Genomic DNA, 20,098 nt, shown 5'->3' with positions numbered 1-20,098 from the left:
AAGGATCCCTACCATGAGCACCGAATTCCGCATAGAAACTGACAGTATGGGCGAAGTAACGGTCCCTGCAGATGCTCTCTACCAAGCCCAGACTCAACGCGCCGTCGATAACTTCTCATTCAGTCAACATAAAATGCCATCTGGTTTTATCAAAGCGTTAGCACACATCAAGCAGACTGCGGCACTCACCAACGCACAGCTAGGGCTGCTTGAGGGAGATATTGCCAACGCGATTGCTGACGCAGCTCAAGCAATTATCGAAGGCAATCATATTGAGCAATTCCCAATTGACGTGTTCCAAACGGGATCAGGCACTAGCTCAAATATGAATGCGAATGAAGTGATTGCAACACTGGCCTCCCAGCATCTAGGCGGCACTGTCAGCCCTAATGATCACGTCAACATGGGACAAAGCAGCAACGATGTGGTACCGACGGCCATTCAAGTTAGCGCAGCATTAGCCATTGAAAAACAGCTCTTCCCGGCCCTGTCACACCTAAGCCAAACACTAGAGTCTAAGCAACAAGCATTGAAAGATGTTGTAAAAACCGGTCGCACCCACTTAATGGATGCGATGCCAATTACCTTTGCTCAAGAACTTGGCGGTTGGCAGTTCCAAATCGAGCATGCAAAACAAGCGATTGAACAAACACTTCCTGCTGTAAAAGCCTTAGCCCAAGGTGGTACGGCGGTTGGAACGGGGATCAATGCCGATCCACGCTTTGCAGACTTATTCGCTAGCAACCTAACCCAGTCAACTCGTATTCAGTTCACGGCCAGTGATAACTTCTTTTTCAATTTAAGCAGTCAAGATGCGATCGTCGCTCTGTCGGGACAGCTCAAAACAGCAGCAGTTGCGATCATGAAGATCGCAAATGATCTTCGTTGGATGAATTCAGGCCCATTAGCTGGTTTAGGTGAGATTGAATTACAAGGCTTGCAACCGGGTTCTTCCATCATGCCTGGCAAAGTAAATCCTGTGATCCCAGAAGCCGCAGCTATGGCATCAGCGCAAGTCATTGGTAATGACACCACCATTACCGTCGCAGGCCAAGCGGGCAACTTCCAGCTTAACGTCATGCTGCCAGTTATTGCTCATAACGTATTGGAGAGCATCGAGTTACTCTCTAACAGCGCAACCGCTTTAGCTGACAAAGCCATTGCGACGTTTGAAGTTCGCCAAGATAACTTGGATGTAGCACTCGCCAAAAACCCTATTTTGGTCACGGCTCTCAACCCTGTCATTGGTTACCTAAAAGCGGCAGAAGTCGCGAAAAAAGCCTACAAACAGGGACGCGCGATTATTGATGTCGCGGAAGAAGAAACTGATTTGGATAGAGCCACACTAGAGCGATTGCTTAATCCAGCCAAACTGACTCAAGGCGGCGTCGCAGAATAAGCGGCAAACTCAGCCTATCAACTAAGATTACAAACATCGAGACCTCCATTCGGAGGTCTCTTTTTATAGCGATTTTTCAAACACTCCAATCCTAAGCAACTCGATTGAGCACCGAACGCAGCTTAAGCGGCTTAACTGGCTTAGCAATAAAGCTGAACCCATTTGCTTTGATGCCATCAAGCATATCATCGGTACGATCTGCACTGATGATGACGCCTTCAAAGCTGTGGCCTAATCTCAGGCGGCATTGCTGTAGCACTTCTAAACCAGTACGACCATCATCAAGTCGGTAATCGGAGAAAATTACATCCGGAATCCAACCATCCTCAAGCGCTTGTAGACTTTCAACTAAATCAATCGCAACTCGTGTATCGCAGCCCCATCGGGAAAGTAAGTTTTCCATGCCGACTAGAATGTCAGGCTCATTATCGACACATAGGATTCTCAGATGACCAAGTTCAGATTGCTTACTCATTGCCACGTGAACTGGATGAGGCTGAACATGATCAGCTTTATCTAGGGTGATGGAAAAAACACTGCCTTTTCCAACCCAAGAGCGCATCGAAATTTCATGCCCAAGTACCTGAGCAATTCCTTTCGAAATCGCCAAACCAAGTCCGAGACCTTGGTCGGAACGAACTTGAGTTCCGCGATTAAACTCTTCAAAAATCTCTTGCTGCTTCTCTTCTTCAATCCCCACTCCATTATCCCATACATCAATACGCACTCGCCCTTTCACGCGGCGAACACCAAGTGCGACTTTGCCATTCGGGTTATAACGAAACGCATTGGTCAGGAAGTTTTGCACCACACGGCGCAGCAGTTTGGGATCCGACTTAACCATGAGTGAGGACGGAATCATGGTGAACTCTATACCTTGCTGTTTGGCTAACGCACTAAACTCAGCATTCAAATTCGATAACACATCATTTAACGCAAAGCCATGCACGTTGACTTCCAACTTGCCCGATTCCAAACGCGAGATATCCAGCAAATCTCCAATTAAGTCTTCGGCAGCCTCTAAAGCACTTTCAATGTGTGCTGACAGCTTTTTGGCTTCGCTGTCTTTGGCGACTTCCGATAGTGAAGATGCGAATAGACGCGCCGCGTTGAGCGGTTGCATCAAGTCATGGCTTACTGCCGCCAAGAACCGTGATTTGGACTTCGATTCCAAATCAGAGCGCTGCGTCGCTTCCACCAGCTGCTTGTTGAGTTGTTCTAATTCTCGAGTCCGCAGACGTACCCTTTCTTCCAATGTCTCGTTGGCGTCTTTCAGTGCTTGCTCTGCATCACGGAATACGGTGATGTCGGTAAAGCTCATCACAAAGCCACCACCTGGCATTGGGTTACCTTGCACCTCTATCACGCGACCATCGGGACGAACCCGAGAAGAGGTGTGCCGAGTCCCTTGCTCAAGGTGATAAACACGGCGACGAACGTGGTCATCAGGGTCACCAGGGCCACACAACCCCTGCTCTGCATTGTGCCGAATCACATCCGCAATCGGTCGACCTACTTGAATCAGGCCTGGCGGAAATTCAAAGAGTTCTAAATAGCGTTGGTTCCACGCTACCAAGCGTAGTTGCTTATCGACGACCGCAATACCTTGTCCAATATGCTCAATCGCGCCTTGGAGTAAACCCCGACTAAAATCGTACAGTTCAGAGGCTTCATCGACGATAGTCGCCACCTCTTCAAGCTGCATGTTTCTTCCTTGCAGAGCGGAAGTAAGTACTAACTTAGCAGAAGATGCTCCAAATACCCCTGCTAGCACACGCTCCGTATGCCGAATCAGAGAAGATGGCGCTTGTTGATTCGGCATCAACTCTTCTCGTTGCTGGCTCCAGTAGGCTTGAAACGCCGCTTTAACTCGCGTTCGTCCTACAAATCTAGACGCTAGCATTTCCAGTTCTGCAACCGTAACGCGGCTCTGGTACAGACTCATATTTTCGCTTTCAGGCAGCGGTGTACCAACGAATGATGCCGATTGTAAGCGCTCACTTAGGCTTGGTCGGGTAGCCATAGAAACCACAACAAAACACACTGCATTAGCGACCACACTGAGGATCATCCCCCAATCTGAAATCGCGATATCAAAACTAGCCAATACCTCTGGTGGCGTAATCAACCAGATCAGGAAGTTATTACTGGCGTCTCCGGCAAGCATGTCTGTTTGGCTCATTAACGTAATCAACCAGGTAGCAAAACCCACCGCGAGGCCAACATACACACCTTTCTTATTCCCTTGACGCCAATACATACCGCCAACCAGCGCAGGAGCGAATTGCGTGATAGCCGCGAACGAGAGAAAGCCGATAGCAGACAGTGAATGAATAGTGTCCAACGCTTGATAGAAACACCACGCGCCAATCAACAAAACTAATATCAAACCACGGCGGATCCGCAGTAATAATTCAGAAAAATGCTGATGGTTACGCTGCGTCAGTCGCATGCGACGCAATAGCAATGGCATAACCAAGTCATTCGAGACCATGATCGCTAAGGCAATCGTCGATACGATAACCATGCCACTTGCCGCTGAAGTACCGCCTAGAAACGCAAGTAAGGCGATTTCACTCGCCCCTACCGACATCGGCACACTGATGACATAAGTATCAGGCGAAGCGCCACTCAAGAGACCTTGCCCTACCCACGCAATAGGTAAAACAAAAATCCCCATTAAGATCAGATAAATGGGGAACAACCAACGAGCCACGTGCAAATCTTGAGCACGTTCATTTTCCACAACCATCGTATGGAATTGTCGCGGAAGGCAAACGATCGCCAGCATCGTGAGTACAGTATGAATCAATATAGTCGGGATATTTGGTGACTGATACGTCTGTGCGGCAACATCAATTAAGCTCAAATTCTCGGTGTTCATCGCCAACCAAACAATGAAAACACCAACCACTAAAAAAGCCAGCAGTTTGATAATGGATTCGAAGGCAATTGCCATCATCATCCCACGATGGTGTTCCGTGTTATCAATGTGGCGGGTACCGAATAGCATCGTAAAAATCGCCAATGCGACCACAACAAACCACGACACGCTATCGTTTTGATAACCAAAATCAGTAGCCAGCTCCGGAGCAATGATTTCAAGCCCCATAGTGATACCACGCAGCTGTAAAGCGATGTACGGCAAAATTCCCGCAACCGCTATGAGCGTAACAACCACGGCCAAACCTTGGGATTTACCGTAGCGTGCTCCGATAAAGTCAGCAATCGACGTGATGTGTTCCCGTTTAGCAATCAAAATAAGCCGAGCTAAAACGCGCCATCCGATGGTAAACACTAAAATGGGAGCAATATAGATAGGCAAGAAAGACCAAGGATTACTGCTGGCCTGCCCGACCGTGCCGTAGAAGGTCCACGATGTACAGTACACCGCAATGGAAAGGCTATAAATCCAAGGCCGCCAGCGCGCTAGCCACCTTTTCTGAATGTCGCCGTACCACGCGATGATAAATAAAGCTCCCAAATACGCTAAAGAAACGGGAACCACCAGCCATCCTTGCATCCGATATCCTTTCTTGCCTTTCTTGCTACTTTTAAAGCAAGAGAATAAAAAAACCTCTCCATGAGGGAGAGGTTTCATTTAACACTGCTTTGATAACGGAGACAAAGCTTAGTTTTTAACCTTTGTTACATAAGTCTAATTCTGTGTTTCAAGTGGCTTGTCTGATACATCAACCACCTGATGTGGGTCTTGCGAATCAAGCTTGATGAACAGAGCCAATAACCCCATCGCGGCCATGCCCCAGAACACAAGCGATCCCCAGTGCTCATAACCCCAGCCACTCAATACGGTCATTAACGCGATAAATGCGCCCAACGGAATCGCGTTATACAACGCTTGCAACGCTACGATCTTATTTTCTTCGGAGTTTTGGATATATTGGATCGCGGCAATGTGTGCGGTAGCGAAAGTCACACCATGCAATAGTTGAACAACCACCAAAGCAATAATTGATGTTGTCGACGCCGTAATACCCCAACGCATCATTACACCAACGGCAGCAGCAATAAACAGCGCGCGTATCGACCAACCTACGAATAAGCGCTTACTCAATGCAAACACTGCCACTTCTGCGGCCACTCCTAAGCTCCACAAGTAGCCAATGACATCTTCCGAGTGACCAGCGGCCTTCCAGTGAATCGCACTAAAGCCGTAGTAAGCCGCATGACTGCCCTGAATTAGTGACACCAACACTAAGAATTTTAGTATCGGCTTGTCGGTCAAAAGAGCGGTCAGCTTTGGACGTTCTGCGCTTTGCCCACCGTGCGTTACAGGCATTGGGTTAGTCGGTCGCATAGCAAACAGCAACGAGATAAACACGCCGAACATCGCAGTGTACAAGATCATATCGGAGCCAAATTCAGCCACCAGGTAGCCCACTGCCGTCGAGCCTGCGATAAAGGCGATCGAACCCCATAGCCGCGTGCGGCCATAATCGAGCATTTTCAGGCGAGCGTAGTAATTTGCCATCGCGTCCGACAACGGAATAATCGGTCCACAACAAAGATTGAACAACACTGTCGCTAGTGCCATTAACCAAAAGCTACCACCCGTAAAAAAGTGAAATCCAACAAAAAGGAGGGCAGCGAAACTCAACCAACGTAAAGCAGGCATAAGATGTTCGACTTTGTGTACTCGTGGGGTGATCACGATATTGGCAACACAACGTGTCGCAAGGCCTAACCCGACCAGCAAACCGATATCTGTCGAAGATACGCCCTGATCCTTAAACCAAAGTGACCAAAATGGCAGATACACGCCATACGCAAAGAAGAATCCGAGAAAGTACTGGGAAATCCAGCCATACGGAGAAGGTTTCAACATTACTAATATCCTAAAACGGGAACACCAACGTTCGAGCCGGGAATTATGGATCGCCATGCGTATTATAAAAAGGGAAGAATAAGAAACTTATCGTTTCCTCGATGGAATACTAACTTTGCGACATTTGGCATCTTCAAGCGAAAACATCGTAATTTAGACCAAAGTCGTCTGGCTTCCGGTAAGAAATTTGTCAGACTTAGAGAGTGTTCCTTCCATCATTATTGGGTGTTCTCATGCCTGACAAATTTAACATGCAATCTCCACCGTTCGATCGCTTAACTGAAGCACAACAAACGCGACTGCGATCGTCTCTGGACGTCGCCTACTATCGAGCTCGAGATGTTATTTTATCCTGCGGACAGAAGAACCCCCACTTACATATTCTGATCAAAGGCGCGGTAGAAGAGCGCTCCAACGATCAACAGGAAGTGTTCGCACATTATGCCAACGACGATATGTTCGATGTACGCTCGTTACTTGAAGACAAGGTACGTCATCACTACATCGCGCTTGAGGACACGCTCTCTTACCTACTGCCGAAAGAAGTTTTCCTTGCCCTTTACAACGAAAATGGCCAGTTTGCAGCCTATTTCGATAACAATTTATCGAAACGGCAAGAGCTCATCGAAGCGGCCCATCAACAGCAAAACTTAGCGGAGTTTATTCTCACTAAAGTTGACCGCAGCATTTATCACCCACCGATGATCCTTGAACCAAATACACCAATTCACGAGGTAACGCGTGCCTTAAAAGAAAATGGGATTGACGCTGCATTGGTTCAACTCCATGGCGATGATCCACGATTGGAAAAATGGCCATCAGCCCACCCGTACGCAATAGTGACTCGTACTAATATGCTGCATTCTGTGATGATAGATGGTTGCGCGCTCGACACACCAGTGGGTGAGATCGCGAGCTTTCCTGTTTATCACGTTGATGATGGTGACTTTCTATTCAACGCCATGATCACAATGACCAGAAATAGAATGAAACGCCTCATGGTATGTGAAGGCAACAGAGCCGTCGGCATGCTGGATATGACCCAAATTCTCAGCGCGTTCTCAACCCACTCTCACGTGTTAACGCTCAGTATTGCTCGAGCAAGTAGCGTGGAAGAGCTCGCTTTGGCCTCAAACCGCCAACGTCAATTGGTCGAGAGCTTATTGAAAAACGGCATCCGCACTCGCTTCATCATGGAGCTTATCTCAGCCGTAAACGAACAAATTATCGAGAAAGCGTTCGAGTTAGTGATACCACCAGCCTTGCACGACCATTGTTGCTTGATCGTACTCGGCTCTGAAGGCCGAGGAGAGCAAATTCTCAAAACCGATCAAGACAATGCCCTGATTATTCAAGATGGTTTGGAATGGCCTCATTGCGAACAAGTGATGCGATCCTTCACACACACCCTACAACAGCTCGGTTATCCACTTTGCCCTGGTAAAGTGATGGTTAACAACCCGAAATGGGTCAAAACACAGCAAGAATGGATAAGTACCCTAAACCACTGGATAGCTAAAGCCGAACCAGAACAAATCATGGACTTAGCTATTTTCAGTGACGCCCATGCTGTTGCTGGGAATTGCGAGCTGCTGGCTCCAATTGCGGCGCATCTTCGTGACACAATGAAAGATCGCATGTTGATATTGTCTGACTTTACTCGCCCTGCCTTGCAGTTTTCGGTGCCCCTAACTCTATTTGGCAACGTAAAAAGTGCTAAAGACGGATTGGACATTAAACGCGGCGGTATTTTCCCAATTGTACACGGCATTCGCGCCTTGTCTTTGGAGTATGCCATTGAAGAGAAGAACACGTTTGAACGCATTGAAGCTCTGAGAAATAAGCGCATCTTAGAATCCGAAACGGCAGATAATCTCAACGAAGCACTGAAATTGTTCTTTAAACTTCGTCTTAATCAGCAACTCAAAAAGCAAGAAGCGTTGAATAACATTGATATTAAACAACTGGATAGAACTGAGCGTGATTTGCTTCGCCACAGCTTACATGTGGTGAAGAAATTTAAGCAATTTTTAGGCTTCCATTATCAAATTCGTGATTAACCCTGATTTTCATAAATCACAGAGGCGTAGGCAATGAACTGGTTACAACGCAAATACTGGCATTACAAATTGAAAGGCTCGCCTTATCAGTCGCTGTTTTGCACGCCAGATAAAACAGAATACGTCTCTCTTGACTGCGAAACCACCAGCCTTGACCCAAATCGCGCCGAGCTGGTGACTATTGCAGCCACCAAGATCATCGACAACCGCATCATCACCAGTCAACCATTTGAAGTCCGCTTACGCGCGCCGCAATCGCTCGACTCAGGCTCGGTCAAGATCCATCGAATTCGCCACCAAGACTTAGTCGATGGCATCAGTGAAAAAGAGGCGCTGCTCGAGCTGCTCGACTTTATCGGCAACCGACCACTTGTGGGCTATCACATTCGTTACGATAAAAAGATCTTAGACCTTGCTTGTCTGCGGCAACTTGGCTTCCCACTTCCTAACCCACTTATCGAGGTCAGTCAGATTTATCACGATAAGTTGGAACGACATTTGCCGAATGCCTATTTCGACTTAAGTCTGGATGCCATTTGTAAACACCTCGAACTTCCTATCCAAGACAAACACGACGCCTTGCAAGACGCGATTTCTGCCGCTTTGGTCTTTGTCCGCTTAACGAAAGGCGATTTACCCAACCTAACCGCGCCGTATACATAAAAATCAGTTGACCTAGCTCCCAGAAATACTTTTGTTTCAGCGATTTCCCGGCGCTTCCATCACTCTCATCCTAAAGTCTAATTGTGGAAATACGCGCGGTGACTGACAGTTATAAGCACAACGTCGTCATTACCACGACCAAGTTATTTAGAACCAAAAAACAGCCCTACAAAAATATATTCAAAATCTTATCTAGATTGGTGTAAGGCCGAGAAATAAGGCACAAGGAGAGAAGCCATGAGCGAAGCCCACGTTTATCCGGTAAAAGAAAATATTAAAACTCATACACACGCGGATAATGATACTTACTTAGCCATGTATCAGCAGTCGGTAACCGATCCAGAGGGCTTCTGGAGCGAGCACGGCAAAATCGTTGATTGGATCAAACCTTTCACCAAAGTAAAAAGCACTTCTTTCGACACTGGCCATGTTGATATTCGCTGGTTTGAAGATGGCACACTGAACGTCTCGGCTAACTGTATTGACCGTCATCTTGCAGAACACGGGGACGACGTCGCCATCATTTGGGAAGGCGATGATCCAGCCGACGACAAAACACTCACTTTCAACGAACTGCACAAAGAAGTGTGTAAATTCTCCAACGCATTGAAAGAGCAAGGCGTACGCAAGGGCGACGTGGTGTGTCTATACATGCCAATGGTGCCAGAAGCCGCAGTGGCGATGCTCGCTTGTACCCGTATTGGTGCGGTTCACACCGTAGTATTTGGCGGTTTCTCACCAGAAGCACTATCCGGCCGTATCATCGACTCTGACGCTAAAGTCGTGATCACCGCTGACGAAGGCGTACGTGGCGGACGCGCTGTTCCACTGAAAAAGAACGTGGATGAAGCACTAACCAACCCAGACGTAAAAACCATCAATAAAGTCGTCGTGCTTAAACGTACAGGTGGTGATGTTGAATGGCATGAACACCGTGATGTTTGGTGGCACGAAGCAACAGCCAACGTTTCTGACGTTTGCCCACCAGAAGAGATGAAAGCCGAAGACCCGCTGTTCATCCTCTACACATCTGGCTCGACAGGTAAACCTAAAGGCGTACTACATACTACAGGCGGTTACCTCGTCTACGCGGCAATGACCTTTAAATATGTCTTCGATTATCAACCAGGTGAAACCTTCTGGTGTACCGCGGATGTGGGCTGGATTACAGGCCATACTTACCTAATTTATGGTCCACTAGCGAACGGGGCCAAAACCATTCTGTTTGAAGGTGTTCCAAACTACCCAAGCACGGCTCGTATGAGTGAAGTGGTTGATAAGCACCAAGTGAACATTCTCTACACTGCGCCAACCGCTATTCGTGCACTAATGGCAAAAGGTAACGAAGCGGTAGCAGGGACATCACGTTCAAGCTTACGTGTAATGGGTTCAGTAGGTGAGCCTATCAACCCTGAAGCGTGGGAGTGGTACTACAAAACGATTGGTAACGAGAGCTCGCCTATCGTTGATACTTGGTGGCAAACAGAGACCGGCGGTATCTTAATTGCACCACTACCAGGCGCAACAGACTTAAAACCAGGCTCAGCAACTCGACCATTCTTCGGAGTCCAACCTGCACTGGTTGATAACATGGGCAACATCATTGAAGAAACCACAGCAGAAGGTAACTTGGTGATCCTTGATTCATGGCCAGGTCAGATGCGTACTGTTTATGGCGACCACGAACGCTTTGAACAGACCTACTTCTCAACCTTCAAGGGAATGTACTTTACTAGTGATGGTGCTCGTCGTGACGAAGACGGCTACTACTGGATCACTGGCCGTGTTGATGACGTACTAAACGTGTCGGGTCACCGTATGGGTACCGCTGAAATTGAATCAGCGCTAGTGGCGCACCACAAGATTGCAGAAGCGGCGATTGTTGGTATTCCACATGACATCAAAGGCCAAGCTATCTACGCTTACATTACATTGAACGATGGTGAATTCCCGTCAGCTGAGCTGCACAAAGAAGTTAAAGATTGGGTGCGTAAAGAGATTGGTCCAATCGCGACACCAGATGTACTGCACTGGACAGATTCCTTACCGAAGACTCGTTCTGGTAAGATAATGCGTCGAATCCTGCGTAAGATTGCAACGGGCGATACAAGCAACCTCGGAGACACGTCAACGCTTGCCGATCCGAGCGTGGTAGACAAGCTTATCGCAGAGAAAGCAGAATTGGCATAAATTCAACCAACTGTTTTAAAAGCACTTTAAAAACCGCCATCACTCATGGCGGTTTTTTGCTTTAGTGCACAAATTGGCCACAAAAAAAATATGGCAATTATGTTGTTTTTGTTAACTTGGTTACAGAAACGAGAGTGGCTATTAGGAGATTAGACCAGTAAATTGCTGCTAATTGCTATGAATTAGCTATAATCTTGGTCGATTTTTTAAAATTTGCTCGGTTTTAACAAAAAAATCGTGCTGAACTATCGTATATTTGGGAATATAAACGTTCCACTCACGATAAGGGAAGATAGCAACACAATGTCTGCAAAGTCACGGATTCTTGTTCTAAACGGACCAAATCTTAATCTATTGGGTCTGCGCGAACCGACACACTATGGTCACAGTACCTTAGCTCAAGTTGTGGATACTCTTACAGAGCAAGCCCATAACGCTGGGGTAGAACTGGAACACCTACAATCAAATCGTGAGTACGAACTGATTGAAGCCATTCACGCTGCCTATGGCAAGATTGACTTCATCATCATCAATCCAGCGGCTTTCACTCATACTAGTGTGGCGCTGCGAGATGCATTACTTGGCGTCGCCATCCCATTTATTGAGGTGCACTTATCAAATGTGCACGCACGTGAACCATTCCGTCATCACTCTTATCTGTCAGATAAAGCAGAGGGTGTGATTTGCGGTTTAGGCGCACAAGGTTATGAATTTGCTCTGTCTGCAGCGATCAATAAGCTACAGGCAAAGTAACCCTAACACTCTGCAACCCTACGAGGGTTGTCTTAATCACAAGATAAAAGAGAAAGAAAAGATGGATATTCGTAAAATCAAGAAGCTAATTGAGTTAGTTGAAGAGTCTGGCATTGCTGAGCTAGAGATCTCTGAAGGTGAAGAGTCAGTGCGCATCAGCCGTCATGGCACTGCAGCTCCTCAAGCACCAATTCACTACGCAGCAGCTCCAGCGGCGGCACCTGCTCCAGTAGCAGCGGCACCAGTAGCGGAAGCGCCAGCAGCAGAAGCTCCAGCAGCAACACCTGCAGGTCACCAAGTTCTTTCTCCAATGGTTGGTACTTTCTACCGCTCTCCAAGCCCAGACTCTAAAGCATTCGTAGAAGTGGGTCAGAAAGTAAATGCTGGCGATACTCTATGTATTGTTGAAGCAATGAAAATGATGAACCAAATCGAAGCGGACAAATCTGGCGTTGTTACAGCAATCCTAGCTGAAGACGGCCAACCAGTTGAATTCGACCAACCTCTTGTTGTAATCGAATAAGCGGGGCTTGCCTTATGCTAGACAAAGTAGTCATCGCGAACCGAGGTGAAATTGCACTTCGTATTCTTCGCGCTTGTAAAGAATTAGGTATTAAGACCGTCGCTGTTCACTCAACAGCGGATCGCGATCTTAAGCACGTACTACTCGCAGACGAAACCGTATGTATCGGCCCTGCTCGTGGTATCGACAGCTACCTAAACATTCCACGCATCATTTCTGCAGCAGAAGTGACTGGTGCTGTGGCTATCCACCCAGGTTACGGCTTCCTGTCTGAGAACGCAGACTTCGCAGAGCAAGTTGAGCGCAGTGGTTTCATCTTCGTTGGCCCAAAGGCAGACACTATCCGCCTAATGGGCGATAAAGTATCTGCTATCAATGCAATGAAGAAAGCAGGCGTTCCTTGTGTACCGGGTTCTGACGGCCCTCTAGACAATGACGAAGAGAAAAACAAAGCATTTGCTAAGCGCATTGGTTACCCAGTAATCATCAAAGCATCTGGCGGCGGCGGCGGTCGTGGTATGCGTGTTGTTCGCGCAGAGAAAGACCTTATCCAAGCTATTGCAATGACACGTGCTGAAGCAAAAGCGGCGTTCAACAATGACATGGTTTACATGGAGAAATTCCTAGAAAACCCTCGTCACGTTGAAGTTCAGGTTATTGCTGACGGTCAAGGCGGCGCAATCCACCTTGGTGAGCGTGACTGTTCAATGCAACGTCGTCACCAAAAAGTAGTGGAAGAAGCTCCAGCACCTGGTATCACCGAAGAAATGCGTAAGTACATCGGTGAACGCTGTACTCGTGCATGTATCGAGATCGGTTACCGCGGCGCAGGTACGTTTGAATTCCTATACGAGAACGGTGAGTTCTACTTCATCGAAATGAACACTCGTATTCAGGTAGAGCACCCAGTAACAGAGATGGTTACTGGCATCGACCTAATCAAAGAACAGCTTCGCGTTGCAGCGGGTCAGCCTCTGTCATTCACTCAAGATGATATTAAGATCCGTGGCCATGCGATTGAGTGTCGTATCAACGCAGAAGACCCTGAGCGCTTCCTACCATCTCCGGGTAAGATCGAGCGTTTCCACGCTCCTGGCGGTATGGGTGTACGTTGGGAATCTCATATCTACACAGGCTACACAGTACCACCTCATTACGATTCAATGATTGGTAAACTGATCACTTACGGTGAGAACCGTGATGTAGCGATTGCACGTATGAAGAACGCACTGGGTGAGATGATCATCGAAGGCATCAAAACTAACGTGCCACTGCAATTCTCCATTATGAATGACGAAAACTTCCAACACGGTGGTGCAAACATCCACTACCTAGAGAAGAAGCTTGGCTTACAATAAGCCTAAGCAAACGTCTTAAAAAATGCCCACTCCCGTGGGCATTTTTGTTTTATATGTACGCGAAGGGCTCAACATATAAATCGGCTTATTTGGGTATATACTCAAACAAATCGTAGAGTTCTGGTAAACTCTGCGCCACTTCATTCACTTTAAGAGCAAAAACCAATGCCTTGGATTCAAATCAAACTCAACGCGACCAATGAAAACGCTGAGCAAATCGGCGATATGCTAATGGAAGAGACTGGCGCGCTGTCTGTTACATTCTTAGACGCGCAGGATACACCTGTATTCGAACCTCTACCTGGCGAAACTCGCTTATGGGGCGATACTGATATTCTGGCACTGTATGATGCAGAAGCAGACACTAACTTCATCATCGACCAAATTAAAGCGAGCAATATGCTGGCTGACAATTTTGCTTACAAAGTAGAACAGCTTGAAGATAAAGACTGGGAACGCGAATGGATGGAAAACTTCCACCCAATGAAATTTGGTGAACGCTTATGGATTTGTCCAAGCTGGCGCGACATTCCAGATCCTGACGCTGTTAATGTTATGTTGGATCCAGGCCTTGCATTCGGTACGGGTACTCACCCTACAACAGCACTTTGTCTTGAGTGGCTAGAAAGCATGGACTTAAGCGGTAAGACCGTTATCGACTTCGGTTGTGGCTCAGGTATTCTTGCGATCGCAGCGATCAAACTGGGCGCTGAAAAAGTGATAGGGATCGACATTGATCCTCAAGCCCTGCTTGCTTCAAAAGACAATGCTGAGCGTAATGGCGTTGCAGACAAACTAGAAGTTTACTTACCGCAAAATCAACCAGAAGGTCTCGTCGCTGACGTCGTTGTGGCCAACATCCTTGCGGGACCTTTACGTGAACTTGCACCTATCATCAAAGGACTAGTTAAGCCAAATGGCGACCTCGCTATGTCCGGCGTATTAGACACTCAAGCTGAAGATGTTGCGAACTATTACCGTGACGAGCTTCACATTGACCCGATTGTTGAGCAAAGTGAATGGTGTCGCATCTCTGGTCGTAAGCAAGGCTAGACAAGGTTTTCAGAGCTAATTGTTTGAAATTCATACAATTTACAAAAACAATTTGTAAATGCTCAAATATTAGTCTTTTCACGCAGTGAAAAAATGCGTAAAATGCGCGCCCTTGCTGGTACAGAACTGTGATGACGTTTTGAAAATCGGAAACTATCAACTTAAGAACAATCTAATCGTAGCCCCTATGGCTGGTGTAACGGATAGACCGTTTCGCGAGTTGTGTCTTCGCTATGGTGCGGGAATGGCCGTCAGTGAAATGATGTCTGCTAACCCAAAACTATGGGGAACGTCAAAGTCGAAACAGCGCATGGTACACGAGGGCGAATCGGGCATTCGCTCTGTACAGATTGCGGGTTCCGATCCACAGCTTATGGCGGACGCAGCTCAATTCAGTGTTGAGAACGGTGCACAAATCATCGACATCAACATGGGCTGCCCGGCAAAAAAAGTGAATAAGAAGCTAGCGGGCTCTGCTCTGCTTCAATACCCAAACATTATCGAAGAGATTTTGAAAGCGGTCGTGAATGCAGTGGACGTTCCTGTAACGTTAAAGACTCGAACTGGCTGGGATACAGACAACAAGAACTGTGTCCAGATCGCTAAATTAGCCGAAAACTGCGGCATACAAGCTCTTGCTCTGCATGGCAGAACGAAAGCATGTATGTACAAAGGTGAGGCCGAATATGACAGCATTAAAGCGGTAAAAGAGGCGATTTCAATTCCGGTTATCGCGAACGGTGATATCGATAGCCCGGAGAAAGCCAAATTTGTACTGGAGTACACCGGTGCGGACGCTTTAATGATTGGACGCCCTGCCCAGGGTCGTCCTTGGATTTTCCAGGAAATCCATCACTATTTGGAAAACGGCACCACAATGGAGGAACTTCCAACTGAGGAAGTGAAAACCATTATGCTTGGTCATGTAAATGCTCTGCATGAGTTTTATGGGGAGTTCTTAGGTCCACGTATCGCGCGCAAGCACGTTGGGTGGTACCTGAAAGAGCATGAACAGGCAAGTGAGTTTCGCCGTACCTTCAACGCTATCGACGCAGCTCCGCTGCAAATTGAGGCGTTAGAAGGTTATTTTGATAACGTTGCATCATAATTAAGAGAAGAGCTAGACCGAATATGTTCGAACAAAATCTGACTTCAGAAGCATTAACAGTAACTACAGTAACGTCACAAGACCAGATTACTCAGAAGCCTTTACGTGACTCTGTTAAAGCGTCTCTTAAAAACTACCTTGCTCAACTAAACGGCCAGGAAGTAACAGAACTATACGAATTAGTTCTAGCTGAAGTTGAACAGCCACTACTAGATACTATCATGCAGTACACTCGCGGTAACCAAACTCGCGCAGCAACTATGATGGGTATCAACCGCGGTACTCTTCGCAAGAAACTTAAGAAATACGGCATGAACTAAGACCGTTTTTCAAAAAGTATTTGGAACAAGCCGTTACCTTTTTAGGTAACGGCTTTTCTTTATCTACTAAAACACTACGAATAACGCTCACTTTGTTCAGTATTACCAACTGGCTTTAAGATAACTACTGCTGAGCCAAACAATAGGAAAGCCACGAAAGCGACCCATTCATTGCCTACAGAATACGCGAAGCCCGCCAAGGCAGACCAAGTCGCGACACCAAAGTGCATCATACTCATTCCAAAAGACATTAACACACCTCGATATTCATCAGATAAGCTTGCGATATGTGCTTGTAATGCCGGAGAACCAACCCCTCCAGCGAGAGACCAGAGCACTAGAGCTGGAAGATAAGCGGTCACCGTACTCATCTCATTTGAGAACACCCATGCACTACAAGGTATGCACACCATTAAGGCCACTCGCATAACGGCTCGAGAGCTACCAAGCCAGCGAGAAGCTCTCGCCACGCACATATTTCCAACCACACTCACGATCCCTAGAGCTGCATAAATAGCGCCCACCCAACCGAGCGCCAAATCGCTGGTATGTCGAATATGAAGGCCTATCAGGTTAAATACACCAATACCTCCCCCTAAACCTAAACACATCGCTAGAATCGCCCTCAACGCGCCAGGAACATGAATGACGTCTGTGATAGGTGGCAGAGTATCTGACTTCTTGGACTCATTATGCTTGTTGTTCATGAACACTACGCTCATAGCACCGACAAGAAGAGCCGCAACGCCCAAAATAATAAAAGCGGCACGCCATGATAAAAGCTGGGTCAACAATGCTCCGATCGCCGGGCTAGTTATCATACCTAGCGTTAATCCCGCCTGAACCATCACAATTTGACGCATCGCTCTATTACCCTTCGCGTCTCCCGCTAACGCGAATGCAATTGGCAACATGCCTGCACTTGCAATACCAGTGATCACTCGAGTTGCAATAGCAAGTTCAAAATCATGAACTATGCCCGTCGTAATAGACGCAACCCCAAATACAAAGCAAGCAGGCACCATGATACGAATACGCCCAACTCGGTCTGATAAACGGCCCAAGTAAGGAGCGCAAATTGCTATGGCTAAACTATATGCCGTAATAAATAAGGTCACCTGACTCGGTTGAACACTTAAATCATTTCCGATGGGTTCAAGAATAGATCCAAGCATCAACTCATCAGCACCAACAAGAAAAGCAACGAGAAATAGGATCATGGACTGCATCATAGCTCCACCTCCTGTTCTGTTTCCGATTCAGCACAAGTGAGCAACGAAATATCTAAAACTCTATCAGGCCAAGATTGCAAAAATGCCTTCTCATGAGATACCACAATCACGCTACCGGAAAAGCGCTGGAGAGCCTCTTTAAGCGCATTTTTACTACTGCTATCCAAATGTGTTGTTGGTTCGTCCAACAGCAAAACATTGCATTTCTGAACCGATAAACAACACAGTTTCACCCGAGTTTGCTCACCACCGCTCAATGTATCTAAGTGGCGCTGCGTCTTATCCCCCGTGATCCCAAAGCGAGCTAATAGCTTGCGTGACTCTTTGCTTGAGATTGTTGGCGCACAAGAGCACAGCTCCTGTTCAGGCGTGTTCTGAGGATGGCGCCAAGACAAATCTTGAGAAAAATAACCAATCATTGCACCTTTTGCCAATACCACCTCACCAGAGAGTGGCTCGATCTTCCCCATCAGGGTTTTAAGTAAGGTCGACTTACCCACGCCGTTAAAGCCAGCAACAACCAACTTTTCCCCGCGCGCTAACGTGATATCAAATACTGGAAGCAGAGGCTGCTGATAACCGATCATCAACGCTTTTGCCTCAACCACATTCGGTTGCTCAATGGGCTGGTAAGCAAAGTCAAACGTCGATACTTTCTCTACATGATTCAGTTGAATACGTTCGATTTTATCCAGTCTCTTCTTACGCCCTTTAGCAAGACTCGCGTTAACTCCTGCACCATTTTGGGCAATAAATTTCTCTAACTTTCGAATTTCACTTTGCTGAGCCTTATATTGCTTTTCTAATAAAGCACCGTCGTGCTGCTTTTGCTGCATTGCTTTGACATAAGTACCGCTGTATTTTCGAACCGTTTGATAATCAATATCACAAATACTGGTCGCTACTTGATTAAGAAAATCAACATCATGAGAAACCAGTAAAACGGTACCAATGTAATCATTGAGAAACGTGACTAGCCATTCAATGTGCGGAGCATCAAGATAGTTTGTCGGCTCATCAAGAATTAACACATCGGGGTTGCGAAGTAACAACCTGCCTAAAAGGACTTTGTGCCTTTGACCGCCACTTAGCGAGATAAGCGGTGTATCTAAGCCAAATTGATAAATACCAAGACCTACAGCAACTCGTTCAATTTTGGTATTAATTGCATAGAAGTCTTCATCTTCTAAATATGCCTGTAGCCGAGCGACTTGGCTTAAAAGAGATGTAGAGTGAGACTCGGTCATCGCATGATACAAAGTCCAAAGCTTTTGCTCTGCAGCGTATAAACTCTCAAAAGAGCCCTTTAAACACTCATGAACTGTCAGCACATTATCGATCTTAAAATGTTGTTCTAAATACCCCACCTCAAGGTTTGGTAACCATTCAATGCAGCCCTTATCTGCAGATAATTCACCGAAAAGCAGTTTCAATAAGGTGCTTTTTCCAACACCATTCGCTCCGGTGATACCTATTTTCTCTCCCACGTTAATACGAAAGGTCACGTTGTTGTATAACGTCTTATCAGCTATCTGATAAGACAAATTTTTAACTTGTAAAATACTCATGTTTTCAACCAAATAAAAAAGGGCCGGTGATCAATACCGGCCCTTATTTCAATACTGGGTAATGCTTTGTAGCTGCTTAACAGATACAAAAAGGCCGATGATGAAATATCACCGGCCATCTCTTCTCTTTTATCAGGTGTACAAGCTCCTGCGTATAACTTCAGCGAAGCTACCCACACATAAAACACCTGATGAAGATTAATTTAAGACTCCGAGCAACACTTCATCGCGTTTTTTGCATGGAGTTCAGCCTTCTTACAAAGCTTTTAAACAAGAGATATAACATGATTTACTGTTGAAAAAATATTCGATGTGAAGCGTACACCTTTAGAATAAAAAGTACCAGATAATTATTAAAACTATCGTGACTTACACGAAGGTCCACAGAAAGAAGACTTTTCCTCAGTCAATGTGCCAGGTGAACTGCTTACTCAGCAAACACAGCTATGAAAGCACCTATACCGCTCACGTTATACGTACGTAGTGGTGGCTTTGAAGGTTGGAGAGGGTTAGAGGGAAGAAGTAGCGAATATACTTTAAGACACTGGCTTAAATAGGTCGACAAAACAAAATCCATGTTTGGAAAGTTTTAAATGCGCTGAGTTTATATTAATAAGCGCCTATGGCTAAATCAAAACATCTAAAGCAGAGAAATCTCCCCCGAAAATAACATAACCTAGTGAATAAATTTTCCAGGTAATAATAAAGGAAGCTTTGGTAAGTAAGCACAAGGGCTGAGAACTAGCGCTCGATACTAGGACCCGGTTCAGTAGAAACCACACAAAACTGAGTTCCACTTCACTCATAACAGGGCTTAGAAAGCATCGCCAGAGGGAAGCCGGCCTCTCGATGCAAGGTTTCAATATGAAAGTGGGTTTAAGGTAAGTCGGGGAACCAAAACGAAAAAAGCCCCAGTCTTTCGACTGGGGCTTAATATAAGTGGCGGAGTGGACGGGACTCGAACCCGCGACCCCCGGCGTGACAGGCCGGTATTCTAACCAACTGAACTACCACTCCGCAGTGGT

The 20,098-nt window shown here is 46.5% G+C and carries 14 protein-coding genes and 1 tRNA gene; 10 read left to right on the top strand and 5 right to left on the bottom strand.

Translation table 11 applies throughout. The features are described from left to right. Positions 1-13: 13 nt before the first annotated feature. Entirely contained in the window at positions 14-1,399 is a 1,386-nt protein-coding gene (locus IQP38_RS11325; protein WP_005386369.1) for a class II fumarate hydratase, read from the top strand. Between the two features lie 91 nt (positions 1,400-1,490). Here IQP38_RS11325 and IQP38_RS11320 read toward each other — a convergent pair whose 3' ends face one another. Both IQP38_RS11320 and IQP38_RS11315 read right to left on the bottom strand, forming a co-directional pair. Beyond that, a complete protein-coding gene (locus tag IQP38_RS11320) occupies positions 1,491-4,922 on the bottom strand; it encodes a PAS-domain containing protein (protein ID WP_193837581.1) in 3,432 nt (1,143 codons plus the stop codon). Positions 4,923-5,057: 135 nt separating this feature from the next. After that, positions 5,058-6,245, bottom strand: coding sequence for a 3-phenylpropionate MFS transporter (locus tag IQP38_RS11315; RefSeq protein WP_042523701.1), 1,188 nt, complete (start codon positions 6,243-6,245; stop codon positions 5,058-5,060). A gap of 233 nt (positions 6,246-6,478) precedes the next feature. On the opposite strand from IQP38_RS11315, the gene IQP38_RS11310 reads away from it, so the two are divergent. The 9 genes from IQP38_RS11310 to fis all read left to right on the top strand — a co-directional run bounded on the left by IQP38_RS11310 (position 6,479) and on the right by fis (position 16,273). After that, complete coding sequence (locus IQP38_RS11310; protein WP_054577284.1) at positions 6,479-8,305, top strand: DUF294 nucleotidyltransferase-like domain-containing protein; 1,827 nt, start codon at positions 6,479-6,481, stop codon at positions 8,303-8,305. A gap of 33 nt (positions 8,306-8,338) precedes the next feature. Next, positions 8,339-8,968 (top strand): 3'-5' exonuclease, encoded by a 630-nt coding sequence (locus tag IQP38_RS11305; RefSeq protein WP_005382363.1) that lies wholly within the window; start codon positions 8,339-8,341, stop codon positions 8,966-8,968. Between the two features lie 237 nt (positions 8,969-9,205). Then, positions 9,206-11,158, top strand: a complete 1,953-nt coding sequence (acs, locus tag IQP38_RS11300; RefSeq protein WP_054577285.1) for an acetate--CoA ligase — start codon at positions 9,206-9,208, stop codon at positions 11,156-11,158. A 303-nt stretch (positions 11,159-11,461) separates the two neighbouring features. After that, positions 11,462-11,911 (top strand): type II 3-dehydroquinate dehydratase, encoded by a 450-nt coding sequence (gene aroQ, locus IQP38_RS11295; RefSeq protein WP_005382360.1) that lies wholly within the window; start codon positions 11,462-11,464, stop codon positions 11,909-11,911. A 61-nt stretch (positions 11,912-11,972) separates the two neighbouring features. Continuing rightward, a complete protein-coding gene (gene accB / locus IQP38_RS11290) occupies positions 11,973-12,434 on the top strand; it encodes an acetyl-CoA carboxylase biotin carboxyl carrier protein (protein WP_005386355.1) in 462 nt (153 codons plus the stop codon). A 14-nt stretch (positions 12,435-12,448) separates the two neighbouring features. Further along, the gene (gene accC / locus IQP38_RS11285) at positions 12,449-13,792 is read left to right on the top strand and encodes an acetyl-CoA carboxylase biotin carboxylase subunit (protein ID WP_005382509.1); all 1,344 of its coding nucleotides are present in this window, start codon (positions 12,449-12,451) and stop codon (positions 13,790-13,792) included. A 165-nt stretch (positions 13,793-13,957) separates the two neighbouring features. After that, a complete protein-coding gene (gene prmA, locus IQP38_RS11280) occupies positions 13,958-14,845 on the top strand; it encodes a 50S ribosomal protein L11 methyltransferase (RefSeq protein WP_005382507.1) in 888 nt (295 codons plus the stop codon). Positions 14,846-14,984: 139 nt separating this feature from the next. Beyond that, on the top strand, positions 14,985-15,953 hold the full coding sequence (dusB, locus tag IQP38_RS11275; RefSeq protein ID WP_005382505.1) for a tRNA dihydrouridine synthase DusB: 969 nt from the start codon (positions 14,985-14,987) through the stop codon (positions 15,951-15,953). Between the two features lie 23 nt (positions 15,954-15,976). Then, positions 15,977-16,273, top strand: a complete 297-nt coding sequence (gene fis, locus IQP38_RS11270) for a DNA-binding transcriptional regulator Fis (RefSeq protein ID WP_000462885.1) — start codon at positions 15,977-15,979, stop codon at positions 16,271-16,273. A gap of 74 nt (positions 16,274-16,347) precedes the next feature. On the opposite strand, the gene IQP38_RS11265 is transcribed toward fis, so the two are convergent. From IQP38_RS11265 to IQP38_RS11255, 3 genes are all read right to left on the bottom strand, one after another. Then, a complete protein-coding gene (locus tag IQP38_RS11265; RefSeq protein ID WP_193837580.1) occupies positions 16,348-17,505 on the bottom strand; it encodes an MFS transporter in 1,158 nt (385 codons plus the stop codon). Continuing rightward, positions 17,502-19,073: an ABC-F family ATP-binding cassette domain-containing protein gene (locus IQP38_RS11260; protein WP_054575314.1), complete on the bottom strand. Its 1,572-nt coding sequence runs from the start codon at positions 19,071-19,073 to the stop codon at positions 17,502-17,504. Before IQP38_RS11260 ends, IQP38_RS11265 begins: the two co-directional genes overlap by 4 nt. Positions 19,074-20,013: 940 nt before the next feature. Beyond that, a tRNA-Asp gene (locus tag IQP38_RS11255) sits at positions 20,014-20,090 on the bottom strand. Between the last annotated feature and the right edge of the window lie 8 nt (positions 20,091-20,098).

The organism is Vibrio sp. OPT41 (assembly GCF_015163595.1).
GTDB classification, from domain to species: Bacteria; Pseudomonadota; Gammaproteobacteria; order Enterobacterales; family Vibrionaceae; genus Vibrio; species Vibrio alginolyticus.
Note: the sequence above shows the minus strand (reverse complement) of the source record. Positions and strands in the feature narration are given on the sequence as shown.

Bases quoted from the DNA above. Each gene is read 5' to 3' on its own strand.
- IQP38_RS11325 (WP_005386369.1), top strand. From the start codon at position 14: ATGAGCACCGAATTCCGCATAGAAACTGACAGTATGGGCGAAGTAACG.
- IQP38_RS11320 (WP_193837581.1), bottom strand. From the start codon at position 4,922: ATGCAAGGATGGCTGGTGGTTCCCGTTTCTTTAGCGTATTTGGGAGCT.
- IQP38_RS11315 (WP_042523701.1), bottom strand. From the start codon at position 6,245: ATGTTGAAACCTTCTCCGTATGGCTGGATTTCCCAGTACTTTCTCGGA.
- IQP38_RS11310 (WP_054577284.1), top strand. From the start codon at position 6,479: ATGCCTGACAAATTTAACATGCAATCTCCACCGTTCGATCGCTTAACT.
- IQP38_RS11305 (WP_005382363.1), top strand. From the start codon at position 8,339: ATGAACTGGTTACAACGCAAATACTGGCATTACAAATTGAAAGGCTCG.
- acs (WP_054577285.1), top strand. From the start codon at position 9,206: ATGAGCGAAGCCCACGTTTATCCGGTAAAAGAAAATATTAAAACTCAT.
- aroQ (WP_005382360.1), top strand. From the start codon at position 11,462: ATGTCTGCAAAGTCACGGATTCTTGTTCTAAACGGACCAAATCTTAAT.
- accB (WP_005386355.1), top strand. From the start codon at position 11,973: ATGGATATTCGTAAAATCAAGAAGCTAATTGAGTTAGTTGAAGAGTCT.
- accC (WP_005382509.1), top strand. From the start codon at position 12,449: ATGCTAGACAAAGTAGTCATCGCGAACCGAGGTGAAATTGCACTTCGT.
- prmA (WP_005382507.1), top strand. From the start codon at position 13,958: ATGCCTTGGATTCAAATCAAACTCAACGCGACCAATGAAAACGCTGAG.
- fis (WP_000462885.1), top strand. From the start codon at position 15,977: ATGTTCGAACAAAATCTGACTTCAGAAGCATTAACAGTAACTACAGTA.
- IQP38_RS11265 (WP_193837580.1), bottom strand. From the start codon at position 17,505: ATGATGCAGTCCATGATCCTATTTCTCGTTGCTTTTCTTGTTGGTGCT.
- IQP38_RS11260 (WP_054575314.1), bottom strand. From the start codon at position 19,073: ATGAGTATTTTACAAGTTAAAAATTTGTCTTATCAGATAGCTGATAAG.